This window comes from Paenibacillus sp. FSL H8-0548 (genome assembly GCF_038630985.1).
Lineage (GTDB): Bacteria > Bacillota > Bacilli > Paenibacillales > Paenibacillaceae > Pristimantibacillus.
Genome location: NZ_CP152049.1, coordinates 1,344,032 through 1,366,273 on the forward strand (window position 1 = coordinate 1,344,032; position 22,242 = coordinate 1,366,273).

At 42.5% G+C, this 22,242-nt stretch carries 14 protein-coding genes, 1 pseudogene and 1 riboswitch; of the genes and pseudogenes, 12 read left to right on the forward strand and 3 right to left on the reverse strand.

Annotated features, from left to right (window positions below; all coding sequences use genetic code 11):
* The first annotated feature begins 7 nt into the window (after positions 1-7).
* The gene (locus tag MHI37_RS05555; protein WP_076338587.1) at positions 8-1,069 is read left to right on the forward strand and encodes a glycoside hydrolase family 18 protein; all 1,062 of its coding nucleotides are present in this window, start codon (positions 8-10) and stop codon (positions 1,067-1,069) included.
* 430 nt (positions 1,070-1,499) lie between these two features.
* The gene (locus MHI37_RS05560; protein WP_076338588.1) at positions 1,500-3,239 is read left to right on the forward strand and encodes an ABC-F family ATP-binding cassette domain-containing protein; all 1,740 of its coding nucleotides are present in this window, start codon (positions 1,500-1,502) and stop codon (positions 3,237-3,239) included.
* A 604-nt stretch (positions 3,240-3,843) separates the two neighbouring features.
* On the opposite strand, the gene MHI37_RS05565 is transcribed toward MHI37_RS05560, so the two are convergent.
* Positions 3,844-4,377 (reverse strand): SMI1/KNR4 family protein, encoded by a 534-nt coding sequence (locus MHI37_RS05565; RefSeq protein WP_083676432.1) that lies wholly within the window; start codon positions 4,375-4,377, stop codon positions 3,844-3,846.
* Between the two features lie 1,557 nt (positions 4,378-5,934).
* Positions 5,935-6,912 (reverse strand): tRNA-dihydrouridine synthase, encoded by a 978-nt coding sequence (locus MHI37_RS05570; RefSeq protein ID WP_076338590.1) that lies wholly within the window; start codon positions 6,910-6,912, stop codon positions 5,935-5,937.
* Between the two features lie 305 nt (positions 6,913-7,217).
* Here MHI37_RS05570 and rlmD point away from each other — a divergent pair, with 305 nt between their 5' ends.
* Positions 7,218-8,612, forward strand: coding sequence for a 23S rRNA (uracil(1939)-C(5))-methyltransferase RlmD (rlmD, locus tag MHI37_RS05575; protein WP_076338591.1), 1,395 nt, complete (start codon positions 7,218-7,220; stop codon positions 8,610-8,612).
* Positions 8,613-8,817: 205 nt separating this feature from the next.
* The gene (locus MHI37_RS05580; protein ID WP_076338592.1) at positions 8,818-9,984 is read left to right on the forward strand and encodes a DUF4317 domain-containing protein; all 1,167 of its coding nucleotides are present in this window, start codon (positions 8,818-8,820) and stop codon (positions 9,982-9,984) included.
* Positions 9,985-10,190: 206 nt separating this feature from the next.
* On the opposite strand, the gene MHI37_RS05585 is transcribed toward MHI37_RS05580, so the two are convergent.
* The gene (locus MHI37_RS05585; RefSeq protein ID WP_076338593.1) at positions 10,191-13,559 is read right to left on the reverse strand and encodes an S-layer homology domain-containing protein; all 3,369 of its coding nucleotides are present in this window, start codon (positions 13,557-13,559) and stop codon (positions 10,191-10,193) included.
* A 161-nt stretch (positions 13,560-13,720) separates the two neighbouring features.
* Between MHI37_RS05585 and MHI37_RS05590 the strand changes: the two are divergent.
* From MHI37_RS05590 to MHI37_RS05625, 8 genes and pseudogenes are all read left to right on the forward strand, one after another.
* Positions 13,721-13,963: pseudogene (locus MHI37_RS05590) on the forward strand (pentapeptide repeat-containing protein); the annotation flags it as partial.
* 217 nt (positions 13,964-14,180) lie between these two features.
* Entirely contained in the window at positions 14,181-15,635 is a 1,455-nt protein-coding gene (locus MHI37_RS05595; RefSeq protein WP_144023753.1) for a DHA2 family efflux MFS transporter permease subunit, read from the forward strand.
* Between the two features lie 597 nt (positions 15,636-16,232).
* Complete coding sequence (locus MHI37_RS05600) at positions 16,233-16,928, forward strand: response regulator transcription factor (protein ID WP_076338595.1); 696 nt, start codon at positions 16,233-16,235, stop codon at positions 16,926-16,928.
* The gene (locus MHI37_RS05605) at positions 16,925-18,325 is read left to right on the forward strand and encodes a HAMP domain-containing sensor histidine kinase (protein WP_076338596.1); all 1,401 of its coding nucleotides are present in this window, start codon (positions 16,925-16,927) and stop codon (positions 18,323-18,325) included. The genes MHI37_RS05600 and MHI37_RS05605 overlap by 4 nt, the downstream gene beginning before the upstream one ends.
* Positions 18,326-18,585: 260 nt before the next feature.
* Positions 18,586-19,008 carry a PepSY domain-containing protein gene (locus tag MHI37_RS05610; protein ID WP_076338597.1) on the forward strand — a complete coding sequence of 141 codons (423 nt, stop codon included), beginning with the start codon at positions 18,586-18,588 and terminating at the stop codon, positions 19,006-19,008.
* A gap of 124 nt (positions 19,009-19,132) precedes the next feature.
* Positions 19,133-19,708: a PepSY domain-containing protein gene (locus MHI37_RS05615; RefSeq protein ID WP_076338598.1), complete on the forward strand. Its 576-nt coding sequence runs from the start codon at positions 19,133-19,135 to the stop codon at positions 19,706-19,708.
* A gap of 135 nt (positions 19,709-19,843) precedes the next feature.
* On the forward strand, positions 19,844-19,987 hold the full coding sequence (locus tag MHI37_RS05620; protein WP_179090275.1) for a hypothetical protein: 144 nt from the start codon (positions 19,844-19,846) through the stop codon (positions 19,985-19,987).
* Positions 19,988-20,090: 103 nt separating this feature from the next.
* The gene (locus tag MHI37_RS05625) at positions 20,091-22,016 is read left to right on the forward strand and encodes an ABC-F family ATP-binding cassette domain-containing protein (RefSeq protein ID WP_076338599.1); all 1,926 of its coding nucleotides are present in this window, start codon (positions 20,091-20,093) and stop codon (positions 22,014-22,016) included.
* A 76-nt stretch (positions 22,017-22,092) separates the two neighbouring features.
* Positions 22,093-22,190, forward strand: a riboswitch (guanidine-I (ykkC/yxkD leader).
* Positions 22,191-22,242 lie beyond the last annotated feature (52 nt).

Below are 22,242 nucleotides of genomic sequence, written 5' to 3' on the forward strand. Positions count from 1 at the left end.
AGACAAGATGACGAAGCAAAAATATATTGTGGCGGGCTACGCCGTGGATTCCAAGCTTCCTGACATGACGCGGGAAGATTTGATGAAATTAACTCATCTGAATGTGGCATTTGGCCATGTGCGCAATGATGAGATTACACTAGAGCATTTGAAAAATATGGATGATATTTGGAAAATTAAACGTGAGTTTCCTGAGCTGACGATTCTATTATCCGTTGGAGGCTGGAGTGCCGGCGGCTTCTCCGAAGCAGCGTCTACAGAAGAGGGAAGAGCAAGCATGGCGGAATCGGCAGTTCGCATAGTGACCGACTGTCCGTTCGACGGTATCGATCTAGACTGGGAATACCCTTGCTACGGCGAAGCCGACATTGCATCCAGTCCAGACGACAAGAAGAATTTTACGCTGCTTCTTAAGACGATGCGCGAGGCATTGGATCGTCAAGGCGCGAGCGACGAACGGCATTACCTGCTCACTATTGCTGCAGGAGCGGATCAATATTACGTAGACGGCACGGAGATGGACCAGGTTCAGCAGTACTTGGATTTTGTTCAGTTGATGACTTATGATATGCGCGGGGGCTTTCAAATTTTGACGGGGCATCATACGAATTTGTATACAGCAACCGGTGACTTGTTCCGCATCAGCGCAGAAGCATCTGTTAGCCTATTCATCCGTGCAGGAGTGCCGAAGGAGAAGATCGTCCTTGGTGCGGCATTTTATTCACGGGTATGGCGTCATGTTCCCGATCGCAATCATGGTCTGCATCAAATGGCGGGAAGCACCGGAGGATATGGACCGGATTTCACGACTCTTGCGGCAGAATACATCGATAAAAACGATTATGTTCGATACTGGGACGACGAAGCGAAGGCACCATATCTCTTTAACGGTTCCAGCTTCATTTCCTATGAGGATGAAGAGTCGCTGCAGCATAAATGCGAGTACGTAAAGCTTAATGAGCTGGCTGGCGTTATGTTCTGGGAATACGGCTGCGACGAGACTCATCGTCTGCTCGATGCGATCTATAAAGGGCTTCTCCTTGAGGGGAAAGACTGCTTGACCACATAGTGCAAAAATGAGAGACCTTTTAAGAGTTCATTGAACTTTTGGGAGGTCTCTCATTATTTTTGAAAATCAAGTTATTGCCCCAATGTTCATTCTGCCCCATTTTCCTTATAATGATAAGGTATGTCAGTTTTGAAGAGTTACAGAAGCATTGTGGGAATAATCCTTCAATACATGAATGGTTGCTGTAAAGTATGGATTCTCATGACAAGAGTCGTTTACACGAGCATTCAACAAGGCTTGTCAGCTACCCCTGCAGCCTACCAAAAAGCTCCCCGACAGGAGGCAGCATGGATGACTCCCGAGGGGGAGGATTCAAATGGATTGTAGTTGGTTGTAAACAGTGTTACTCTAACAAGGGTAAACTCAAAATCTATGTTTTGCAATACATCTAATAATAGTCACTACTTTAGTTATAAAGAAAGGTAACACTATGATAAAAGTTGATAACTTATCCTTCTCATTTCCGCAAAAAGAACTATATAATAACATTTCATTTACGTTAGAAGAGGCACAACATTGCGCTTTTATAGGAACAAGTGGCAGTGGGAAAAGTACGTTGATAGATATACTGATGGATCCAGAAAGATATTTGTTCGAGGGCATATTAGAAATAGACCCGACTTGCAAAATTGGGCATGTAAGTCAATTCTCACAACTAGACAAAACGAAAGAAACAACCGTTTTTGAATATATCGGGGAAAATTTTATTAAGATACAAAATGAAATAACATCTATTTGTACTGAAATGGAAACATCATCGGATATGGATTCGTTATTGGAAAAGTATCAATTAGCTTTAGACGCATTTGATTCAATCGGTGGGGATGATTTTGAAAGCAACATTAACAAGAAACTAAATCTAGCAAACCTCATGAAGCTAAAAGATCTTAGGGTATCCGACCTGAGTGGTGGGGAATTCAAACTTATTCAAGTGATGAAGGAAATGCTTAGTAGTCCAGACTTAATGATTATGGACGAACCAGATGTATTTTTAGACTTTGAAAACCTAAATGCGCTTAAAAATCTTATTAATTCTCACAAAGGAATACTGCTAGTTGTTACGCACAACCGATATCTATTGAATCATTGTTTCAACAAAATTATACACCTTGAAAACACGGAGATCCAAGAGTTTGATGGGCGATATATTGATTATAACTTCTCATTACTTCAGACTAAAATTGAGTTGCAAGAACTCGCAATCGCTGATGATGAAGAAATTAAGAGAAACGAGAAAACAATCGTTAATCTTAGAATTATCGCAACTTATAATTCAGAAGCATCTAGAGGGAAAGCATTAAAAGCTAGAGTTAGGTTTCAAGAAAGATTGGAAGCACGTAGAATTAAAGCGCCATTTGTTGCTATTAAGCAACCGAATATTAGTTTTGGTATTGATAATGAAATTGAAGACACCATTGTTATAAATGTCAATAATTACAGTGTTGCCTTTGGTGAGTTGCTTTTAGACAATGTTAACTTTGAGATAAAATCTACTGATAAAGTAGCCATTATTGGTTCAAACGGTACGGGGAAAACGACTTTACTCCGAGATATCTTTAAAAATAATCATGATTCAATTGAAATAAATGCTGATGTTAAAATGGCTTATTTATCTCAGATTCAAGGCGAAATGCTAAAGGATTCTAATACAATACTAGAAGAATTCATCGATGCCGGGTTTAAAACTTATGATGAGATTAGATCGTATATTTCAAACTATGGCTTTGAAGGAGAAATCGTTCATCAAAAGATAGGCTCTTTATCAGGTGGAGAAAAAAATATGCTTCAATTGGCTAAAGTATCTGCCAGTAAAGCAAATGTATTGCTTCTTGATGAGCCGACAAGCCATTTAGACACCTATACACAAATAGCGCTGGAGAAAGCCATTGAAGACTACAAAGGTGCGATTCTCATGATTTCTCACGATTTCTATTCTGTTGTAAATGGTATGGATTATGTTTTAATCATTGACGATAAGACGATCAGAAAAATGAGTATGCAAAAATTTAGAGAGATGATTTATGCTAGTCATTTTGATAAAGACTATCTAGAAAATGAACAAAATAAAAAATCAGTTGAAATGAAAATAGAATTGGCTTTAAAAGATACTGATTTTGAACTTGCAAAAGTATTGGTTGATGAGCTGGAAGAGCAGATTAAGTTGCTTTAAATGATAACCCTCTTTCCTTTCTCTACGGGCACCGACCCGAAGAAGCGGGCCGTTGGCTTTAAGCTTCCTGATTCGATGATAAGCGGTAGATTTCATCGCCGATGGAGCAGAATAACGCTCCATGCGGTAATCAGGCTGAAAAGCCTGTAGCATCAAGGGTTTCCTTGAGAGGAAACACTGCTTGACCACATGGCGCAAAAATAAGAGGCCTTTCATGAGTTCATTGAACTTTTGAGAGGTCTTTTTTTGTTTTATGGGGTCATTAGTAGGGATGTACTTGTTATTAACAAGGGGATACAAACGAATTAAGACCTTACCTTTTGGTCCTTTTATTACGTTTGCTTTATTTATTAGTTATCTATGGGGCGATTATTTTTATAATATATTATTTTGGATAACATTCAATTATAGATCACTAGCGGTGTATAAACTTTAAAACTCAATGAGACTGAAAATTGAAAAAGTTATATTTATTCGCTCAACAAACGAGATTAAGAAAATGACCTCCTAAACAACAAATATCTAAAAATCAGCCAAATAAAAAGAATAGAGAATAAAAATAAAAAAAGGCACAGCGAGGTTATTGCTCGTTGTGCCTTTTTTTTTAAAGAGGTGGTTTAAAGGTCGGCCATAACCAATATTCAGAACCTTGAGAAACGATAAACAAGTCAAACCACGTTTCAAAGTTCATTCTCAAATTAAGCTTTTCATCATGTTTATCATAGCAACTTTGCCAAAACATATACTCAGAGGATTTTTTGCTCTCTTCCGAATCAATCATTAATATTGCTGCATTATAGAAGCCAATTGGATAACAATGATCGGGAAACATATATCCATAATCGTTGATATAGGGAAGGATATGTTTTAATGAGAGAAGTTCCAACCCGCCACCGTTTTTCGGGTCTTCAAATAATGTCGCCCCATCATGCTCTCGTAAAAACTGCGCATAGTCTTCAGGAACATTCCAGTTATTTTCTTTAAAAAAGTCGTGTATCATACCAGTGTCAGCCGGCGGATTGAAAGAGAAAGTCTTCCTGGATAAATCTCCTTTTTCCATTTGAACAAGTATTACTTTTTCATCTGATTGATTGAGGCGAATCTTTAGAGCATTTAAACACGATAGTAGTTCACTCAAGCTAATTCCCTCATTTCATTAATAATAAGACCACCAACGTGTAAGGAAAGCATGTTTAGGGATTACTGCGTGGGAATTCGTGCCATTCATTAACGGAATCAGATTAGATACTGCATTGCTTCCACCATATTTTAGCGGACGCATATGGTGAATGTCTACTTGATTCCAAGTGAATTTAGTAGGTGTGCCCCAATTTGTTTCATAATGATTTATAAGATCGGCACGATATGTGCTGTTTCGCACTTGTACATTGACAGCCAAGTTAGCAGGGGGGTGTATAGGCTGATGCCTGATTGCGGGTCAGAATAGAAAAGTGGATATTCCTTACCGTAAGTATTGAGAAGGGTAGGTCCACCGCTACTACTTGCTGCTATGACTAACGAACCATTTTCATTTGCAATGGTAGTGCCGCTCCACTCCCAGAATTTCGTGGTATTTATTCTGATAACAAGTGCTACATCTTTTCCTTTCTTAACAGTTCCAGATTTTCCTTGGAAATAAGTATAGGGTCCAATGAAGGTGTTAGAGGTGCGTGTTTCTAACTGAACCAAATAATCATCTGGGCAATGATATTTTTTTCATACAATCCTCCTGGTTTAATAGATTAATTTAGAATGCTAGTCACATGTCTGGTAGATGATTAACTCCACTACCCACCTTTTATTAGTATTAAGTACATAAATCATGTGGATATATATTATAATTCCATTTTTTCTAAATATATGAAACGAAAGATTAATTAGTATTTACCGAAGAAACTTTTGCGGGACGCAACTAAGACCTTGTATCTGTTAAATTAAAAGTACACCATGTAATCATTTAAAGCTCCCCTACCTACCGATTACCTCATAGGGATAGAATGATGATGTGGGGAGCGGGAGAGATGATCAACTTGCTTCAAAAACAGAATATTAACTTGGTGAATTACCGAGAAGGAATATCTCAAAGAGAAATTAGTAGAATGACGGGGGTAGATTGAAAAACCATTCGTAAATACATTGAGAAATATGAAGATCGAAGAAAGGAGTTTGCTCCAAGGGGGAACGAAACGATAAATTGCATATACCCGAATGGTATAGTTAGGATAATCAGAAGTTGTTATGCGACTACACATGGTTGGACTATCGAGTTCAGCTAGATATTTAATACGCCCGGCAGCGGCGGGCGGTATAGGCCGGAACGATGGGCATCTTCGGTATTTCTTCTATATTTACTACTATTGTTCATTGTACTTTAAAATAAGACACACCCAGTACCTAAATGGTTTGGGTGTGTTTTATCTTTCATTGTTTGCTCTATTAGAAAATAATATTATTCCAATCTATGAGTTCCAACTACATCCCATACACTGTCTTTAATATTTATTTTTACGGTATCCTCCTTTATAGTTCCATTGGTATATTGAATACTAAAATTAAAATTGTAATTACCATCTTTTAATTTATCAAAATCGTTCTTCCATAGGGATCCTTTCCAGTTAATTTGATTACTAGAAGATTCCTTAAAAATACTTGTTTTAACAGCAAGTCTTTTTAATCATGTACAGGTGGGTATGATTCAATCTAATTCTTGATCTAAAACAGGAAGTACTAAACGACGTACTTCATCAGTTGACCTAGTGTCCATTAATTGGTTTCTTAGTTCTCCTGCGCCTCTAAATCCACGAACATAGATTTTGAAAAAGCGAAGAAGTGGTTTAAATGGACGTGGTTCGGTTTCTTTTGAATATTTATCGTGAAGATCCAACTGCAAAAGTAGTAAATGGAGAAAATCCTTCGCGCTATGTTCTTTAGGTTCTTTCTCAAAAGCAAATGGATTGGTGAAAATGCCGCGGCCAATCATGACTCCATCAACGCCGTATTGTTCTACTAATTTTAATCCTGTTGCGCGGTCAGGAATATCTCCATTAATCGTTAACAACGTATTTGGAGCAACTTCATCGCGTAATTTTTTTATTTCAGGGATGAGCTCCCAGTGTGCCTCTACTTTACTCATCTCTTTTTTTGTACGAAGGTGAATGGAAAGATTCGCAATATCTTGTTTCAATATATGTCCTAACCAATCGCGCCACTCGTCAATATGATGGTAGCCCAATCTTGTTTTAACACTAACCGGCAATCCACCTGCTTTTGCTGCTTGAATAATTTCGGCTGCAACTTCAGGATGTTGTATTAATCCAGAACCCTTTCCATTGGATGCGACGTTTTGGACTGGGCATCCCATGTTTAAATCAATACCACGAAAACCTAGTTTTTTCATATCAATACTCATCTGTTCAAAAAATGCAGGTTTATTGCCCCAAATATGAGCGACAATCGGCTGCTCATCTTCTGTGAACGTTAACCGGCCACGAGTACTGTCTCTTCCTGCAGGGTTACAATAACTATCTGTACTTGTGAATTCCGTGAAAAATACATCTGGTTTTGCGGCTGAACTAACGACGTGACGAAATACAACATCTGTGACATCTTCCATTGGTGCTAATATAAAAAACGGCTTTGGTAAATCAAGCCAAAAGTTTTGTTCGTTACTCATATTATCTCCTCTTGTTGCAACATTTAAAAACGATATAAGCTATAGCAAAGTCCTTTACCCATCCTACATAATATCATTTTTTTTCGTTTGATGCACAGAAGCAATTGTGTGAGCGGCAGACACATTAATGGTGTCTGTCACCCATCACACATCAAACCTGATATTGTTGAGCTTGTCTGAAGTGCATGTTCATTCTGCCCCATTTTCATTATAATGAAAAGGCATGTCTATTTTGAAGAGATACACAAGCATTGTGAAAATAATCTTTTCATACATGAATTGACTGTTGAAAGGGGAATCATTCCTTGACTAATATAAAAGAACAAACGCTCGTCGCGGAAATTGACCATTTGGATGAAAAAGGAAATGGACAAGCTGTGATTTGGCGTGAGAGTGATAAAGGTTCCAATCCTAGAAAGCTGAAGTTAACGATTCCGCAGACGCTCATAGGGGAGTCAGTACAGGTCGTCGTCGATGATCCTGATAAGAAACGAAAAAAAGTAATCCCTGAAGAGATTTTAGTCGCAAGCCCCGAACGGACGAATGCACCTTGTCCTCATTTTGAGCTTTGCGGAGGTTGTGTATGGCAACACTGGACGTATGAAGGTCAATTAAAGCATAAGACTAATCATGTGAAGGACGCATTGAAACGTGAAGGATTAGATTCAGAACTGGTACTGGATACGATCGGCATGGACGACCCTTGGCATTACCGTAATAAGATGGAGTTCACATTTTCCCCTGAGGGGGATATTGGAATGCATGAACAAGGGGATTTTCGTAAGATCATCCCACTGGAAACGTGTCTGATTGCAGGCCGGAATATGGTTGATGGCATGTTGGAAGTGGGCGAATGGGTAAAAGAGTACGGCCTTAAAGGTTATGACAAAGATGCACATGAGGGGCTTCTTCGTCATTTGATGGTGCGGGAATCGTTTGCGACCGGCGAAATGATGTTGGCATTATTTGCTACAAAAACGCCTGACGGTGAATTAGCGTCAGCAGCCCGAAATCTTGTAGAGCGGATCACGAAGAAGTTCCCGAATGTGAAAAGCCTTCTTTGGCTTGTGAACACAGACTGGGCGGATCGTACACAATCCGAGGATACGCATCAGTTAGCAGGGCGTGATTTCATTTATGATGAAATGGCAGGCTATCGCTATCGTCTATGGTTCGATACATTTTTCCAGACGAACCCTTTACAGGCCCAAAAGCTTGTGGACCTTGCGCTTGAGATGGGGAAACCAAAGGAAGATGAGAAAATGATCGACCTGTTTTGTGGTGTCGGTACGTTCTCATTACCGTTTGCGGCACGTGTGAAGGAATTGGCGGGAATCGAGATTGTCGAGAAATCTATTGAATCCGCAAAACGGAATGCCATCGATAATGATTTGCATAACACGACATTCCTTGCCCGTGATGCACGCAGGGGTCTAGATGAGATGCATGATCATTTTGGATTCGCAGATATTCTGTTGATAGACCCACCACGTAGCGGAGCTGGAGGGAAAGTGATGCGCCGCATTGGACGCTCCAAACCAAAACGGATCGTCTATGTATCATGCAATCCTGACACATTCGCAACGGACGTAACTGAATTGCTGCCATTCGGCTACATTCTTCAAACCGTGCAGCCTGTCGACCTATTCCCGCATACCGTGCACGTTGAGTGTGTGGCTTGGTTAGAGCTGAAACTGTAGATCTACAATATAGTCTATTGAATAACTTGAGTTGCTTAAACTCTAGGTTAATATGTTACCGCATACGGTGCATGTGGAGTGCGTGGAGGTGTTGGTTTGGAACGGAACTGAAGAGAAGTAACATTAACAGCTCTTCTAGCGAAGGGCTGTTATATCGTTTATACTGATAAAACCAATTTACTTCTTAGGAGTTGTCTAGCGAATCATGATAAAGAAAGAAGTCGCGCATATACGCAAGCAATTTAAGCTGGATCACGATATGATGAATATTAACGACATTCTCAACGTGTATATTATGAAGGATAGCAACGAGGTCTATCATTGGGAGCGCCAGGCGTTTTCTCTTGTGGATAGAGAGAAGCAGGAGCTGTATGTGGGAAATTTCAAAAAACTGCTGACCGGAGAATTGGATCAGAAGTTGTTCGAGTTGAAGTTTCAGGAGGAAGCAGAGGATCCAACGCGAGTGCTACTTCACCAAGGTTTAGCGACAGGCGATCCTGAAGAATGGAAGGACCTGATGCTGTTGTTGGTGGATAAAATGTTGGTGGATGCCAAGAATGAACAGGATACGGTAGTCACGTTCGTTCGTGGACAGTATTTCCGGCCGACCAAGGGCAGAAATGAAGAAGCCGAAGAGAGCGGGAAGGACGAACTGTTCGCGCATCCGTTCATTCTATGCAGCGTGAATTCCACGGAGAAGCAAAAGAAAACTCTCTTGTTCGATTATGTGGAGAGGGAATTTAAGTACAATGTCATTGTAGATCCGATTATCAAGTTAAGTTCGCCGGAGCACGGGTTCTTTTATCCTAGCGTGACGGATAACTATTCCGATGTGAACCGCATTCTGTATTGTACGGCAAAATCGAATTATCCAGATCCGCACTTCATCGGACAGGTCTTAAATGCCGAAAGATCCATGACGGCAATGGAAGAAAGGGCTATTTTCGAAGACATCGTGAAGGAAGTGGTGGGCGAACAACTCGACGTAGCCACTCTCGCACAGGTGTACGAGGAGATCCACCAGGTAATCGAAACCAACGAAGATGAGGAAGAACCCCCGAAGTTGGATTATAAAGATGTGGAACGTGTGCTGACAGTAAGCGGCATAGAGAACGTGACGACGGAAAAAGTGGAACGCGCGTTTCAAACGATCGTCGACGATAGGAACTATGAAATGAAGGCAAGCAGCGTTATGCCGAAATTCACTTCAAAATCAATTAAAATCGATACAAAGGTAGCCTCGATTTCGGTCAGCCCGCAGGATTTAAAGTATGTGAGACAGGTGAATTATCAAGGGAAACGATGCATCCTGATTGAGATCGACGAAGATGCCGTAATCGAAGGATTTACGCTTAGTACAGAGACTTTATAGACTCAGTTGACAGCGTTGGTTGATGTGATAAGACCTAAAATACACAAAGCTTCTTGTCAGAAGCGAAAACGGTATGCGCACCAATCTTCCAATAGAAAGCGTTTCTGTCAATGAAGAAGTCAGAGGTTGAATATCTTAATCCAAGATGAACATGCAAAAAGCACCGAGATTCTCGGTGCTTTTTGTATGTTTAAACTTCAATAATGTTAGGATTGACGATCTGTGTGCAATAGCCAGCGATATAAAATCGCTGATAGCTCTGCTCTAGTCATCCATTCCTGCGGGGCAATTTGTCCATTGCTGCGACCTTGGATGATTCCAGCAGAGATTGCTGCTCCAACATCTGCTTTTGCCCAAGACGAAATTTGACTTGCATCCTCAAAGGAGGTTAGAGCAGAAAGCGCATCCTCTTCTCTAGTTCGGATACCTGTCAATATGGCGATACGATTTAGAACGACTATGGCTTGCTCACGAGTTACTGGGCTGTCTCCTTGGAAGCTGCCGTCATCATAGCCTTGTAACAAGTCAAATGCTACCGCAGCCTCCAACTCATTGGCATACCATGCTTCTGGACTGACATCCTTAAATCGGTTTTTGTAGCTGACTTCGCCTAATCCCAAAGCTCTTGCAGTTAGTGCAGCCAGCTGTGCTCTAGTAATATTTTGATTCGGCTGGAAGCCTCCATTCGCAAAACCATCGATCACACGGCGGTTTGCGAGCTCTTGCATTTGTTTCTCTGCCCAATGCCCTTGAATGTCATTAAAACCCTTCGAGTATTGAATCATTATGAAGCTGCCATTGCTAATGAGACTTAGCTCAGCAAGGGGGCTCCCATTTTGAGTGATGAATTTGGTCGGAATATGGACAATTCCCTCCTCATCCAAACGAACAGCGGTAGTTAAATCTGTCGTATCAATTGGGAAACGAAGCTGTGCAAAGCTATTAAAGCGTTCAATCACAACTGATTTCTCTCCTGCTTGGATTTCCAGCTTGAGTTTAATGAGTTTTCTTTTGCTGACTACTCCTGCTGGCAGCGAACCGGGTTGAATGCTTTGTTCATCAACTTGCAGATGCAATACGACGGAATAGATCGACTGTTCTGAAAGATCCAACTGCTGCTTCATTTGATCTGTAATGACATTGTGGACAGGGAAGCGATATTCGATCCCTTGATGCTCTAGCTGTACAAAGCCTTGAGGAACAAATAGCTCTGTCCAAGCTTTCTGTGAGATCTCCAGCTTAATGTCCTCTACTTCTGTGGAGGATATAATCTTCCATTCTTCATTAAGGTTAGTGGCTTTGACACCATCGCCATTAATCCAAATATCAAATGTATTCGTTGGAGCATTGATAGTTGTTTGTGGTTCTTCCACAACTTGCCCTGCGCTTGGTGTAACCGCATTGGAAAGAGCGGATTCATGTCCATCACCTGCTGCCGTTACCGCATGTACCTTGAACCGATAACTCGTTCCATTAGTTAGTCCAGTCACTTCAATTTCTGTGGTCGTTCCCTCAGCCACAATATTCCCAGGCTGTGAAGTCACCACATATTTATCAATTGGATAGCAGCCGCTGTCGGCTGGTGCGTCAAATCGCACGGTTGCGGCACCATTACCTGCACTAGCAGTCACATTCGTTGGTGCTGCTGCAAGGCGTGCTGCTTCTCTAATTACGAGTATTGTGGAATGGATGGTACCGACAGCATCTGTTAAAGAAGATGTTATCGTATTCAAACCAACGTTTAGTGGGATATCTGTTCCCCAGGCATAAGGATCACCTTCGACCCAAAGTTCTGCTGAGGTAATGCCTTTCGTTTGATCATAGGTAGCATTCGTTACGGATAATTCATAGGGAACGGTTGCTGAATATACATTAGCGGTTACCGTAGGAGAAAAATTAACGTTTCTCAGCTGTAGTCGGTGTTCAAATACTTCTGTTGTGAATGATCTTTGTTGGCAGTATCGGGTCTGAGTGCCGTCTGTAGCAAAAGCTCTGGCATAGTATACGGTATCGGGCTGCAGTCCATTAATCGTATTGTGCATTACTGCTTGATTAGGGGCAGCAACAACAATTATTTCATCCTCTACAGTTGGATTCGGAGAGGTGCTTACAGTAACGCCAGCCTTTTGGAAATAACTCAGATTCAAAGTGTCCAGTGTCACTTGCGCCAATGTTGTAGCATAGGTTGTATTGCTGACTGCTAGATCAATTGTCCAGATCTTAAATGCAAATTGTTGCGTATCAGACATCACAATTTCAGCGGTTGCTGTATTCACCGCCAGCACCTTCCAATAGTAAGGTGTACCTGGTACCAACGGTAAGGTGCTCAAATTGTAGCTGGTCTGACCCGTCACATCCATCTGCTGATAGCTATTAAAGTTAGGATCTGTAGAAAGCAGCAAATACTGCTTGTCATAGTTGGCAGAGTCATTGGAATTTGTCCACTCGAGAATGACTTCATCCTCATTTGCGTCGAAAAGCTCTTTATCTACAGGAGCATTCAGTACAGGAGCTGTAAGTGTATTTCCCGTTTTCAATAAGATAGAAATATACTCTCTGCCGCGATTAGCAATAAACGAATCTTTCACAAGATTTATGCTTTGTGCTGCACCTGAAGGGAATCCACGGTAGCTTTCATTTCCTTGATGGCGATAAGTATATACCTCCATCGAAGTGGTGGGCTGATGAGTTTCAGCCTGCATGACAATTTCACCAGTTTCCTCAAAAAAGATAATTTGCAATGTTCCGCTATTCCACGAATTTTTGATATTTGAAAACTGGATAACAGCCATTCTTTTGCCAATTTCGCTGCCGATTACAGCATGATAAATGGCATCAGGCACGTCAGTCACAATTCCCGTCTCAGGATGACCCGTGAAAAATAATTTTTTATCGCCGTATTGGTCTGTAATTTGAATTTCATTTAGCGTTGTTCCGTTAAAGGGAAAGTTAATTCCTAAGTCTAATATCGTACCCGTGACAGGCACCGCGGGATACACTGGGGTTTCAGAGACCGTTGTAAATGAAGCCTCATGGTCCGAATCAGGTATCGTCATTTGCACAAGAACAGGAATCATTTTATAGTTTTGAGAAGCAGAATCATATACTTTTTTGGGAACGAGATAGGTATCTTCTGAATAATAACTCCAGTTGTTATTAGAATAAAGTTTATTTTTAGATTGATAGACAGCCCCATAATTCGGTTCAATGATGGAAAAGGCTCCCCAATCATAGGAGATAAGATGACCTGAGCTGTCCATAACACCATTGCCATAGCTAAGCTGAAATGTTGTATCTTCGTATTGAAGCGTATTAGGATTCATTATATACATATTTAAGCTGTTTTTTTCAGTGAAAGTAATCTGTTCTCCATCGCCATGCATATTCAGGTTATACCCACCTACCGGATAGGTATGTTCTATTACTAACTCTTTGGTTGCGGCATTCCACGAATATTGTTCTAGTTTATTGTTATAAATAGCCAGAAACTGCCCATTTGGCGTCCATAAGATGTCATTTGGATTGATCAAGACCGTCTTTAGAAGAGTGAAATCGTCAGCGGATATAATGCCCATATTAGGGGCCCCCTCACTTAAGAGGGTGAAAAAGTACCCATCGTGGTAAGCCACTTTTCCAACATCGTTCGAAAAAGCTTTGCTACGAATATAAACGCCTTGTTCGTCAAACTCATCAAGCTTACTGTAATATAGATCAACAATAAGAAAATGGCCGTTATCAGGATTTACGTGGGATTAAATTTTTTGAAGCAGATTTGTCAGGGGCGAATTTAGAAAAGGCTGATTTAAGAGATTGTGATTTGACTATGGCAATACTGGCAAAAGCGAACCTGCAGGGTGCTGATGTAAGAGGGGCAAAAATGGAAGGAGTGGATTTTAAATCACTTACCATTACAGGAATGAGAATGGATAGAGAACAATCTGTATTATTTACGCTCGCTCATGGTGCAAAGGTAGGTTAATGAAAATCGTATGCCCAGCAAATAATAGTAGGAGGAGGTCGCTTGGCTCCTACCTCATCCAATATAATGTATCTGGAATATTATATTGAGGATTGACTATTTTAATCTAAATATTGACATGGCGTACAAATGTTCGGTATATTTTTCTGTGTAACTCTGAAAATCGTCCATACAAGTACACATCATCGAAGGAGGGATATCCTTGAACGGCCCTAATATGGAAGTTAAAACAAGTCTAGATTTGAGCACGATCAAGAAAGGGCCGATTGTCGCCGCGCTGATTATCGGCGCATTCGTTTCCATTCTGAATGAAACGTTGCTGAACATCGCTTTTCCGGAGCTCATGGTCTATTTTGGCATCACGGAAACGTCTGTTCAATGGCTGGCTACCGCCTATATGCTCGTTGTCGGCATCCTTGTTCCCGTAACAGCACTGTTGCAACAGTGGTTTACCACACGTCAAATGTTTCTCGGGGCTATGATCTTGTTCCTGCTCGGCACGGTAATTTGTGCGATAGCGCCAGTATTTGAGCTTCTGTTGGTTGGGCGCATTGTACAAGCACTAGGAACTGGATTGATGCTGCCTGTATTGATGAATACGATCCTGATCATATTCCCACCGGAGAAGAGAGGCGGCGCGATGGGATTGATCGGTCTGGTCATGATGTCCGCTCCGGCTATTGGGCCAACTTTGTCTGGTCTTATCGTTGACTCTCTAAGCTGGAGATGGCTGTTTATTCTGGTCATTCCTTTAGCATTAATCTCCATCGTATACGCAGCGATTTATTTGAAAAATGTCAGTGAGCTGACTAGACCAAAGGTCGACATCGTTTCCATCCTTCTTTCCTCAATCGGTTTTGGAGGCATTGTTTATGGCTTTAGCAGCGCTGGGGAAGGAAGCTGGTCGGATCCGAAGGTAGTATGGTGTCTCGTTATAGGAGGGATCAGCTTGATCCTTTTTGTATGGCGTCAGCTTGCGGTAAAGGAACCGATGCTGGAGCTGCGAGTCTTTCGTTATCCGATGTTTTCACTCGTTACGGTGCTCATGCTCGTGCTGATGATGGCTATGTTCTCCACGATGATTATGCTCCCGTTATTTTTGCAAAATGTAATGATGCTTACTGCGCTGAGCGCAGGTCTCGTCTTGATGCCAGGCAGTATTTTAAACGGGATTATGGCGCCGGTCTCCGGTTTGTTATTTGATAAATTCGGACCGAGGGTGCTTGTCATACCTGGTCTGATTCTGATGAGTGTGTCTATCTGGCTGTTCTCGGGAATTGATGCAGCATGGTCGAGCGGATATGTTATCTTCCTTCATATCTTAATGATGATCGGCATCTCGTTAGTGATGATGCCAGCGCAGACGACAGGGCTGAATCAATTGCCGCGCAGGCTGTATGCTCATGGTACGGCGGTGATGAGCACGCTGCAGCAAGTTGCGGGTGCGATCGGCGTTGCTTTATTCGTTAGTATTATGTCGTCTGGCATGAGAGATTATATGACGACGTCTCCTGATCCTACTAATCCTGCCGAAGGAGTACCTGCAATGGTGGCCGGGCTCCACAGTGCGTTTGTAGTAGGGGGAATTCTCTCCATCCTAGCATTGCTCATCGGTCTCTTTATTCGCAGAACGAAGGCACCTGAAGAGGAAGCGCAGAAGCAGCCAGCTTAATCGGATTTATCTAGGGTGCTGGTAATGGTGTTCCAATCGAAACGACCGACAACTAATTAGTTGTCGGTCGTTTTTTTGTTGTTTAGGAGTAACTATGCATTCCCCGAACCTGTTGATAACGATGCTGCACCAGCAGCCGGAGAAGGGATAACGAAAGCTAACGGAAGCTAACGGAAGCCAGAGACGCTAAAGTTGCAATTTGGGTTAGCGTCACATTTTAACGGAACAGGGAGACGCTATTACGCAGAAATGAAGCTCGTTCCGGCATGTAGAGTACAAATAGAGGCCTGTGGTTCCGTTACAATCTTGAAATGAACAATAAAGGCTATTTAGCGTCTGTGGTTTCCGTTAGAAGTGTGATCAGATGTGTCTGTGATTTCCAATCACCTCTAAGGGTGATTTTGTTCCTCTATATGTTGGACTTGAAAAAATGAAGAATGATCTTCTCACGCAGCGCCCAAAGCGTAAATTTCCAGTTCCATTTATATCGGAGTCTTCTTTTTTTGTATAATGATTTGAATATTGCTCTCTGCGGTATAATGAAAAGAGGTATTGAAATCGGATGGATGGACTGCCTGCGGGGAGGATAGTGGAGTTATGAATAAGAACATATTGGTTGTTGAGGATGAGCGCAAAATTGCAAGACTGCTCCAGATTGAATTGGAAAGCGAAGGATATCGAGTGCGGCTCGCGCAGGATGGCCTAGAAGGATGGACGGCATTTCAAGAGTATGAGGCGGATCTTATTTTGTTGGATGTGATGCTGCCGGGCATTAGCGGAATTGAACTGCTCAGACGGATTCGATCTATAGACGAGGACGTTCCCATTCTGTTGTTAACGGCTAAGAGCTCAGTTGAGGATAAGGTATCAGGGCTTGATCTTGGGGCCAACGACTATTTGACCAAGCCATTTGAGATAGAGGAGCTGTTCGCCAGAATTCGAACCTCTCTTAGGCTATCAGCTAGGACGAATCGAACAGATAATACAGAGGAATGGCTGACAGCGGCAGACTTAAAGCTTAATTTGAATACTAGAGAAGTGATGAGGGGCGGTAAGCTGCTTCAATTAACGCAGCGCGAATTCGACTTACTCGCTTATCTGATGCGCAACAAAAAGCTTGTGATGAATCGCGATCAGATTTTGTCCGAGGTTTGGGGCTACGATTATGATGGGAATACGAACGTTGTTGATGTATATATCCGCTATGTACGCAAAAAGGTGGACGAGGGTTTTGGGACCGAACTGATTCAAACGATTAGAGGCATCGGCTACGTTCTGAAGGATCCACAATGAAGCTGAGAACGAAGACGCATCTCTATTCCTCCGTTTTGTTCGCGATACTGCTGCTGGTGGCTAATCTTACTGTTTATTTTATTTTTTATTCATTAACGCTTGACCGGGAGCTGGATCAAATCCTTGCTGAGACGCAGCAGGCATCTATGGCGATCCGCGAGGCTGATAATAATATCGCAACTGTAGAGCTGCTTCGTGCCTATGTGCCCTTAAACGGCATGATGAGGATTGTGAATGAAAGAAATAAGGATAAATTCACTGTACCGCTTGTCACCTCTTCAACTGAAACAGTGCTAAGTGACCAGTCAGCCGTCTTTTATCCGAAACGGCAAGCGTTGCGGATTGAGATTAATGGGAAAAGCTACGGCTTCGTATCGATTCCGTTTATCGGAGCTGATGGAAATGTTGCAAATGTGCAGGCTACAAAAAGCATGGAGGAATTAATGACGCTGCTTGGCATTTTACGCATCGTGCTTTTATGTGTATCTGCTGCTGTAATGATACCGACAATTATATCGAGCGGTATTTTGGGAGGTCTCATTATGCGACCGATAGCTGCGATGACGAAGACTATGCAGGAGGTCGCCCGCAGCGGGAAATTTGTGAAGCTGAAGCAGGATGGCCGATCAAAGGATGAGCTTGTTGAGATGGGCGAAACGTTTAACGAAATGATCGGTCTGCTGGAGATAAGCTTCAGCAAGCAGGAACAATTTGTATCCAATGCATCGCATGAGCTGAAAACACCTTTGACGATTATTGAAAGCTACGCCAGTCTCTTGAAGCGGAGAGGACAGCAGCGTCCGGATCTCTTCATGGAGTCAGTGGAGGCGATCCACTCGGAAGCGGTCCGTATGAAGGTGATGACCGATCAGCTGCTTCTGCTCGCCAAGCCGCATCGGCACTGGCTGCTTGAAATGAATAGGATCGAGCTGCTTCCTCTAGTGGAACAAACGATCACCAGCTTTCGCAATACTTATCAAAGAGAGATTACCCTGTTTCCGGTAGGTGATAAGCCGCTTATTGCTTTTACAGATACAGATCTGCTGAGGCAGCTGTTATTTATTTTGCTCGATAATGCCAGAAAATATAGCAGAGATGAAATTACGGTTAAGGTGGGTACAAATATCAGCAGCAGTTTTATCGAAGTGACTGATCGTGGAATTGGTATTCCAGCGGCCGAGCTGCCGCTTGTCTTTAATCGTTTTTATCGAGTAGACCAGGCGAGGAGCAAAGAAGCTGAACAGGAAGGAGGAGCCGGACTAGGCCTGTCGCTGGCAAAAGAAATTTCGGAAGTGATCGGAGCAAAGATTATGCTCGAAAGCCGTGAAGGTGAAGGTACGACCGCTATCCTGTCTCTCCCACTTAAACTGACGAATCAAACAGGGCTTTCTCAGTAAAATGTAATAAACAAAGGTTATGATGTGGAAAAGCCAATAAAGGGGATGATCGTATACCATTTCAAATAACACGCAGAATTTGGATAATAGCTGCATTCCTCTTCCTCGCCATCCTGCTTCTCGCTGCTGTCATTGCTCTGATCTTTCGCTCAGGCAATAAGGAAAGTCTAACGCTTAATGAGGCCAAACAAGAGGTTCTAAGTCAATATGAGGGTGAGATCGTAAGTGCAGAGCTAAATGGCCGAAACTACCTTGTTCGCTTGAAATCTGAAGCTGGTTTATATGAGCTCCATGTAGACAAGGAGCATGCCGGCATTACGGAGATCAAAAGTGTTGAACGTTATGAGAGCAGTAAGCCCGGCGAAACGGCATCCCCAAGTTCGAATCCGTCGAACGAGCAGGAGATCACCGCTCCGCTGCCAACACCCTCTATAGACTCACCCAATAATGGAGCAACAGCTAATCCTGCTTTACTGCTGAATGAAGATGAGGCTGCGAGGCTAGCTTTGGGCCGGGTGAATGGGACCGTCACGGATGTTGATATCGATAATGTTCAGGGGAAGTGGTATTACTTTGTCGAGATCGATACACAGGGTGGGCGTGAAGCAGAGGTTCAGTTAAATGCGGCTTCTGGAGCGATCATATCTGTAACATGGGACGATAATGATAACGATGACAAGTGAAATGGAGACTTTTTCGACATCATGTTTATCATCAAATTCTAATGTAGCTGTAATCTTGCTCAAAGATAGCTAGGTTAGAGTATTAGTATGCTAACAAGCAGCTACTATAAGGAGGAAGATAAACATGAATAAGAAAAAGTGGATCATGACAATAGTCATTGCAACGGCAATAGCGGTGCCAGGATCAGCGATTGCAGCGAATGCCGTTTCCAGCAGCATCGACAAGGAAAAAGCGAAGGCGATTGCATTAAAAGAAGTGCCGGGTACCATCACGGATATTGAACTTGAGCGTGAAAATGGCGTTGTCTTCTATGAAGTAGAAATGACTAAAAAAGGAAGCTTTGAAGAGGTGGATGTTTATGTCGCTGCGGATTCAGGGGCAGTGTTGTACACGAAAACTGATGATGACGACGAACGTGATGCAACGAATTCATCTGTAGCGCCAAACACTAAAGCTGCCGGCGGTTCACAAAATGCAATTACAAAAGAGCAGGCAGGCAAGCTGGCTTTAACTGCGGTTAAAGGCGAAGTGTTGAAGGTAAAGAGTGATTGGGATGACGGAATACAGCAGTACGAAGTAAAGATCAAGACAAGCAATGGAATTGCCGAAGTAGACCTTGCTGCAGCTGGCGGCAGTATTCTTTCGATCGATTATGACGACAATGACGATGATAAAGATGATGATAACGATAACGACTAGAAATTATGCCAGTATTATTTTCATCTAACGTTTATTTGAAGTTGGTTAGATCTCTAATATGAGGTGGCCGACCATTGCCATGGCATCATGGATTATGTTACATTAAGGATATTAGTTTTGAAGGGGGTGAGGTAGGTGAATCACGAAATGGCCAACAACCGTATTAGCCAGCTGCCAATTGCTATGGCTGGCATTGTTCATACATTTTCCGCTAACGGGATCAGTCTGTCCAATTATATTCATACGTTTGATCCATTCGCGAGAAGATGCCTACCTTAACCACAACGGATAGTTTTACAATCCTAAGGGTCGCAGGCTTATTGCTGCGGCTCTTTTTTTGTGTACTCAGGCTGGGGTCTTCATCTAACAGGAGGCTCTTAAAATGATCATAGTTAATGTTCAAAATATAAAGAAATATCATGCAGCAAACCTAGTTCTGGACGGAATAACGCTTCAGCTTAAGGATGATGAGAAGGTTGGATTGATCGGCCGCAACGGAAGCGGGAAATCAACGCTGCTTCGCTTAATTTCAGGCCATGAAAAAGTAGACGAGGGTATGCTTGCGATTCAGAAGGATTTGCAAATCGGTTATTTGCCACAAATTCCTGCTGAGTTTGAGGAACTGAGTGTGTATGAGGTGTTGTCCTATGGTTATCGACAACTCATGGTCACGAAGCAGGAAATGCTGGCCTTAGAGCAACAGATGTCAAGCGCCGAGGCGGCAGCAAATCCGGAAATGCTGGATAGGCTGCTCCAGGCCTATGCAGTAGTTCAGGATCGCTTCGAGCAAGGCGGCGGCTATGAAATGGATACAGCTATTGACCAAGTAGCGAACGGATTGCAAATTGATCAAAGCAACTATCAGCGTAGTTTCGGAAGTTTGTCTGGTGGGGAGAAGACACGAATTGTTCTGGCATCACAGCTGGTTGTCCGTCCTGATTTGCTTTTATTGGATGAGCCGACAAACCACTTGGATCTTAAGGGGATAGAGTGGTTGGAGCAGTTTCTTCAGCGATATGAAGGCGCCTGTGTCATCGTATCGCATGACCGCTATTTTCTTAATACCGTCGGTACAAAAATGATCGAGCTGGAAGACGGAGAGGCATTTACGTATCATACCAACTACAACGGGTATTTGAAGGAGAAGGAAGAGCGTCTTCTGCAGCAGTTCGCACAGTTTCAAGAGCAGCAAAAGACGATGAAAAAAATGAAAGAAACGATTCGACAACTGGAGGAATGGGGAGGCATTGGTGGAAACGAGAAGTTTTTCAAACGAGCAGCTTCCATTCGCAAAGCTTTGGAGAAGCTGGAGGCGGTAAAACGTCCCGTCATGGAACGAAGATCGGCAGATTTCGAGCTTAATCCACTCGATCGCTCAGGTCGCAAGGTCATTACCTTCGAAGGTGTGACCAAGAAATTTGGAGAGAAAATGATTTTGAATGGAGCCGAGGGCAATCTGTTGTATGGTGAGAAGATTGTACTATTGGGGGATAACGGCTCAGGGAAAACAACGCTCTTTAAGCTGCTTCAAGGAATGATTACCCCGGACGCTGGTGTGGTGGTGCAAGGAGCTCGTGTGGAGATTGGGTATTTGGCTCAGCAGGAGTTGGTAAAGGATAACAAGCTGACTGTACTGGAACATTTTAAATCGGAAGGGAATTTAGAGGAAGGCGAAGCTCGAAATATGCTGGCAAAATATTTATTCTATGGAGCTGACGTATTCAAGCCGCTGCAAATGCTCTCGGGCGGAGAATGGTCTCGTCTGAGGTTAGCCTTACTTGTGATGCGAAAGCCAAATCTGCTTTTGTTAGATGAGCCTACAAATCATCTCGATATGGCTTCACGCGAAGCATTGGAGGAGGCTTTGGAGGATTTTCCAGGAACGATACTAGCGATCTCCCATGATAGATATTTTATAAATCGTTTGGCAAAATGTGTATGGGAGCTGAAGCAAGGCACGATTTCCACATATCTCGGTAATTATGATGATTTTAAGGAGCATTATAGAGACCGAGCGTCTGAAGATTGTATGCCTGTAAGCGGAGCACCGCGTAAACCTGTTCGACAGCAGCGGAATACGAAAGTGGTTGCAAGCAGCACGGCTTCACTTACTAATGAACGTAGATGTGAAAAGTTGGAGCTTGAAATCGCTGCGCTTGAAGAGAAGCTGACAATTTCGGATGCAGATCTGCAGCATGTAGATCAAATTGGTGACGCGGCTCTGCTTGAATCAAAGTGGCTAGAACGAGAGGAGCTGCAGTCACAGCTTGATACACTTATCGCGTTATGGATGGAGCTGTCGAGTTAATCGAAAGAACAATCGTGCTATTTGAAAAGACTTGTTTTAATCTCAGATGGATGTATAATTTAAAATAATTAAATAAATAAATGTTTTCTAGGGTTCCGCGGCACATATGTTGGTCTGGTCCGAGAGAAAACTCACAGCTATGCTGTGTCACGGAAGGATAAAAGCCTGGGAGAAACTGTTTGCATAACAGTTGTCTCTTGGGCTTTTTTTTATTTTGGTAATAATA

Bases quoted from the DNA above. Each gene is read 5' to 3' on its own strand.
- MHI37_RS05555 (WP_076338587.1), top strand. From the start codon at position 8: ATGACGAAGCAAAAATATATTGTGGCGGGCTACGCCGTGGATTCCAAG.
- MHI37_RS05560 (WP_076338588.1), top strand. From the start codon at position 1,500: ATGATAAAAGTTGATAACTTATCCTTCTCATTTCCGCAAAAAGAACTA.
- MHI37_RS05570 (WP_076338590.1), bottom strand. From the start codon at position 6,912: ATGAGTAACGAACAAAACTTTTGGCTTGATTTACCAAAGCCGTTTTTT.
- MHI37_RS05580 (WP_076338592.1), top strand. From the start codon at position 8,818: ATGATAAAGAAAGAAGTCGCGCATATACGCAAGCAATTTAAGCTGGAT.
- MHI37_RS05585 (WP_076338593.1), bottom strand. From the start codon at position 13,559: ATGGGCATTATATCCGCTGACGATTTCACTCTTCTAAAGACGGTCTTG.
- MHI37_RS05595 (WP_144023753.1), top strand. From the start codon at position 14,181: ATGGAAGTTAAAACAAGTCTAGATTTGAGCACGATCAAGAAAGGGCCG.
- MHI37_RS05600 (WP_076338595.1), top strand. From the start codon at position 16,233: ATGAATAAGAACATATTGGTTGTTGAGGATGAGCGCAAAATTGCAAGA.
- MHI37_RS05605 (WP_076338596.1), top strand. From the start codon at position 16,925: ATGAAGCTGAGAACGAAGACGCATCTCTATTCCTCCGTTTTGTTCGCG.
- MHI37_RS05615 (WP_076338598.1), top strand. From the start codon at position 19,133: ATGAATAAGAAAAAGTGGATCATGACAATAGTCATTGCAACGGCAATA.
- MHI37_RS05625 (WP_076338599.1), top strand. From the start codon at position 20,091: ATGATCATAGTTAATGTTCAAAATATAAAGAAATATCATGCAGCAAAC.